This is a genomic window from Neisseria sp. HMSC058F07 (genome assembly GCF_001810035.1).
GTDB lineage: Bacteria > Pseudomonadota > Gammaproteobacteria > Burkholderiales > Neisseriaceae > Neisseria > Neisseria perflava.
Map to the genome: position 1 here is coordinate 1 of NZ_KV799678.1, position 399 is coordinate 399.

Consider the following 399-nt stretch of genomic DNA (forward strand, 5'->3'; position numbering starts at 1 on the left):
ACACTCCGCATCATTGCCCCTAAATATCTCCTCACCGTCCGTACAGCTGCCCTTCCCCTTCATCTTCCCGCACACCACCGCCGTCAGCGACTCGTTCAAGCGCAGCACCCTCGGCTCCGCCTCCCTGTCCAGCGCCACCGCCTTCAAGGTAAACTTACCCTCCAGGATGCCCTTAGCCTGACCGCTCATCCTGATACAGAAACCGCCCGCCTCCTTCACCGGCAGTTCCGGCCACTTCGTCGACGTCAGCTTAAAGCTGCCCTTTTTCGTATAGAACTGCTCCATAAAGCGCGCATTTTCCAGCAGCGCTGCATGAGCCGCACGCAGGTTGGCCGAGCGGACCGATTCCCGATAGACCGTAAAGGCCGCCGTTGCCAAGATCGAAACCAGCAGCATCAC

General features: G+C 59.4%; 1 protein-coding gene. It reads right to left on the reverse strand.

Going from position 1 to position 399, the window contains the following annotated elements; all coding sequences use genetic code 11:
- Positions 1–399 (reverse strand): type IV pilin protein (locus tag HMPREF2696_RS06015; RefSeq protein WP_249967832.1); only part of this gene is annotated, 399 nt, incomplete at both ends.